The organism is Thermobifida sp. (assembly GCF_017577275.1).
GTDB lineage: Bacteria > Actinomycetota > Actinomycetes > Streptosporangiales > Streptosporangiaceae > Thermobifida > Thermobifida fusca.
In genome coordinates this window covers 1-4,126 of record NZ_PITY01000018.1, presented here as the reverse complement: position 1 = coordinate 4,126, position 4,126 = coordinate 1, and the positions used below count along the sequence as shown (strand labels likewise).

At 69.6% G+C, this 4,126-nt stretch carries 2 protein-coding genes and 1 pseudogene; all 3 read left to right on the top strand.

Features of this window, described 5'->3' with window-relative positions:
- Positions 1–689 (top strand): annotated as a pseudogene (locus tag CW348_RS04200) (hypothetical protein); the annotation flags it as partial.
- Entirely contained in the window at positions 686–1,780 is a 1,095-nt protein-coding gene (locus CW348_RS04195) for an AAA family ATPase (RefSeq protein WP_287462866.1), read from the top strand. The pseudogene CW348_RS04200 and the gene CW348_RS04195, both read left to right, overlap by 4 nt.
- A partial coding sequence (locus CW348_RS04190; RefSeq protein ID WP_287462864.1) for a DUF5682 family protein occupies positions 1,780–4,126 on the top strand: 2,347 nt, incomplete at its 3' end. The genes CW348_RS04195 and CW348_RS04190, both read left to right, overlap by 1 nt.

Sequence of the window (4,126 nt, the reverse complement as noted above, 5' to 3'; positions counted from 1 at the left end):
CTACCCACCTCCTCCGCACCACTGGTGCCCAAGAGCAGGAAACCATCACCCTCACCCCGCCCGGGGACGTCGACGCCGAATTCGCCTCCCTGCTCTCCCCGAACCGGCGCACCACGAAAACACCGGAGGAACGCGCCCACACCCTGCTCTCCCACCTTCCGCTGCGCCTGTGGATCGGCCGCCTCGGCAGCAGTCCCGCAGACGTGGTGTCCAAGAAGATGGACGACACCGTCCGCGACGCCCTCATCGCCGCTGCCGTCCGCTACCGCGACCTTGACTGGGTGCGGGCATTCCTCGACGACGTCGGCCGCCACACTTTCGCCTCCAACAACTGGTTCGAGCAGCTCGACGCGCTCCTGCACCAGCTTCCCGCTGAAGAACGCTGCGACCGGGTCGCCCACTGGCTCGACGACCCCGACATTCCGGAAACCCAGACCTGGAACCTTCTGTACCGGCTCGAATTCCCCTGGGTGGGGCGGCTCAACGACATACTCGTCGAACAGCTATTCACGTCCCCTGACGCGCCTGACCACTTCGGTGTCATCGCGCCGGGCGCGGAAAACAAGCTTGACCCCGGCCTCTACGAGCGCCTCGCCCCGCTTGCCGAGAAGCGCAAAGGAAGCCGCGAATTCCGTCATCTCGTCACCACTCTCGAATACCGCTACACCATGCGTAAGGAGCTGATGTGACTCTCACCACCACCGCAGTGCTGCGTCCCCACGCCGAGCAGGCCTACGCCGACGAACTCGCTGCCCTCACCGCAATCGACGACCGCCCCCGCCCGCCCGGTTGGAAACTGTCCCCCTGGGCCGTCACCCAGTACATCCTCGGCACCACCCTCGACGACGGCACCGAAATCACCCCCAAATACGTGGGATCCCGCCGTCTCGTCGAAGTCGCCGTCGCCACCCTCGCCACCGACCGCGCCCTCCTGCTGATCGGAGTGCCCGGCACCGCCAAAACCTGGCTGTCCGAACACTTGGCGGCCGCCATCTCCGGCGACTCCACCCTGCTCGTCCAAGGCACCGCGGGCACCGTCGAAGAAGCCATCCGCTACGGCTGGAACTACGCGCGGCTCATCGCCGAAGGCCCCTCCGAGCAAGCCCTCGTACCCAGCCCGGTCATGACCGCCATGGCTGAAGGCCGCCTCGCCCGCGTCGAAGAGCTCACCCGCATCCCCTCCGACGTCCAAGACGCCCTCATCACCATCCTGTCCGAGAAAACCCTGCCCGTCCCCGAACTCGGCATCGAAGTGCAAGCCAAACGCGGCTTCAACATCATCGCCACCGCCAACGACCGCGACCGCGGCGTCAACGAACTGTCCAGCGCGCTCCGCCGCCGCTTCAACACCCTCGTCCTCCCCGTCCCCCAAACCGCCGACGACGAAGTCGACATCGTCACCCGCCGCGTCGCCCAACTAGGCCGCAACCTCGACCTGCCGGAAGTCCCCGCCTCCCTCACCGAAATCCGCCGCGTCGTCACCGTCTTCCGGGAACTCCGCAACGGCGTCACCGAAGACGGCCACACCAAAGTCAAAACCCCCAGCGGCACACTAAGCACCGCCGAAGCCATCTCCATCATCACCAACGGCATGGCCCTGGCCGCCCACTTCGGCGACGGTGTGCTGCGCCCCGCTGACGTCGTGCCCGGCATCCTCGGCGCCGTCATCCAAGACCCCGCCACCGACGGCGTGGTCTGGCACGAATACCTGGAAACCGTGATCCGGGACCGCGACGACTGGCACGACTTCTACACCGCCTGCCGGGAGGCAACCCACTGATGGCCCCGATCGACACCGAACGCGTCCACCTCCTCGGCATCCGCCACCACGGGCCCGGGTCGGCGCGCGCCGTCCGCGCGGAGCTGCGCCGACTCCGCCCCGACGTGATCCTCATCGAAGGACCCCCGGAAGCGGATGCGCTTCTCGAGCACGTCCCCGGCCTGGAACCCCCGGTCGCCCTCCTCGCCTACGACCAGGCCGCCCCGTCCCGCGCCGCGATCTGGCCGTTCGCGGTCTTCTCCCCGGAATGGCAGGCACTCCGCTACGCCGCCGCCCACGGCATCCCCGTCCGCTTCTGCGACCTGCCTGCCGCCCACACCCTCGCCCTGGACGAACCCGACACCGACCACGAAGAGTCCCGCGTCCGCGTCGACCCGCTCAGCGTGCTCGCCGAAGCCGCCGGCTACGACGACGCGGAACGCTGGTGGGACGACGTCATCGAACAGCGCCGCGACGGCGGACCCTCCCCGTTCCCCGCCATCGCTGAAGCCATGGTCGCGGTCCGCGCCGAACTCGCCCCGGACCCCGAAACCGAACGCGAAGCCCGACGCGAAGCCCACATGAGGAAAGTGCTCCGCGCCACGCTGCGCGCCGGATACGAGCGGATCGCCGTGGTCTGCGGCGCCTGGCACGTGCCCGCCCTCCTCGACCTGCCTCCCGCCACCGCCGACACCCGGCTCCTGCGCGGACTCGCGAAAACCAAAGTCGCCGCAACGTGGATCCCCTGGACGCACGGGCGGCTCGCCGCCGCCACCGGATACCGCGCCGGCGTCCGCTCCCCCGGCTGGTACCACCACCTGTTCACCGTCCCCGACCGGCCCGTGGAACGGTGGCTCACCGAGGCGGCGCGACAGCTACGCGACAACGACCAGCCCGTCTCCTCCTCCCACGTCATCGAAGCAGTGCGGCTGTGCGAGGCTCTCGCAGCCCTGCGCGGCCGCCCCCTGCCCGGGCCCGAAGAAATCGCGGACGCCACCTCCGCAGTGCTCTGCGAAGGCGCCGAACTGCGGGCCCGGCTCGTCCACGACGCAATGGTGGTAGGGGAGCGGCTCGGCACCGTTCCCCCCACCACCCCCACCGTCCCCCTGCAACGAGACCTGGCACTCCACCAAAAACGGCTGCGTCTCAAACCCGAGGCACTCGAACGAGAACTCGTCCTCGACCTGCGCGAAGAACGGGACCGGGAACGCAGCGCCCTCCTGCACCGGCTGAACCTGCTCGGCATCCCCTGGGGCACCCGCACCCGCGACAGTGTGCGCTCCCGCGGCACCTTCCGCGAAACCTGGACCTTGCGCTGGGAACCCGAATACGACATCGCGGTCATCGAAGCGAGCCGCTGGGGCACCACGGTCACCGCAGCAGCCACCGCGTGCGTCCACGACCGTGCCCAGCACGCCGACCTTCCCACGCTGACCAGCCTCCTCGAAGACAGCCTGCTCGCAGACCTGCCCGAAGCCGTCACCGGCACCGTCGCCCAACTCGCCCAGCGGGCCGCCGAAGACACCGACATCCAACGGCTGATGCGCGCCCTACCCCCGCTGGCCCGCTCCGCCCGCTACGGCAACGTGCGCCGCTTCGACGCCAAGGCACTCCGCACCATCGCCACGGAACTGCTGAGCCGCATCTGCGCGGGCCTCGCCCTCGCCGTTACCGGCCTCAGCGACGACGCCGCCACAGCGGTCACCACTGACATCGACACCACCCACACCGCGGTAATCCTGCTCGGCGGAGACGCAGAAACCGAATGGCTCGACACCCTCGAAGCAGTAGCGCCCCGCGAGAATATCCCCGGCCGGATCAGCGGACGCATCCACCGCATCCTCTACGACAGCGGCCGCCTCACCGCCGACACCCTGCACCAGCGGCTCAGCCAGATCTCCTCACCCGGAACCCCGCCGGACCGCACCGCCGCATGGATCGAAGGCTTCGTCGCCAACAACGGCCTCCTGCTCGTCCACGACACCGCCCTGCTCACCCTGATCGACCGATGGCTGACCAGCCTCAACGAGTCCGCCTTCATCACCGTGCTCCCCCTGCTGCGCCGTACCTTCGGCAGCTTCCAACCCGCGGAACGCCGCGCTATCGCCCAGCACGTCATCCACGGCAGCCTCGACGGCCACACCCCCGACCAGCCCGTCGACACCCAGCAGGCCGCCCCCCCCACGGGCACCCCCCCCCCCCCCCCCCGCCCTCCCCCCCCCCCCCCGACCCCCCGAAAACCCCACAACAACCCTTTCCACCCACCCCCCCCCCCCCCCCCACAAACCCCCCCCCCGCGCCCCGCCCCCGCGGAGACCCCCCCAAAACCCCTGCCGCCCCCCTCCTTCTTTTCACACCACCCCCCCA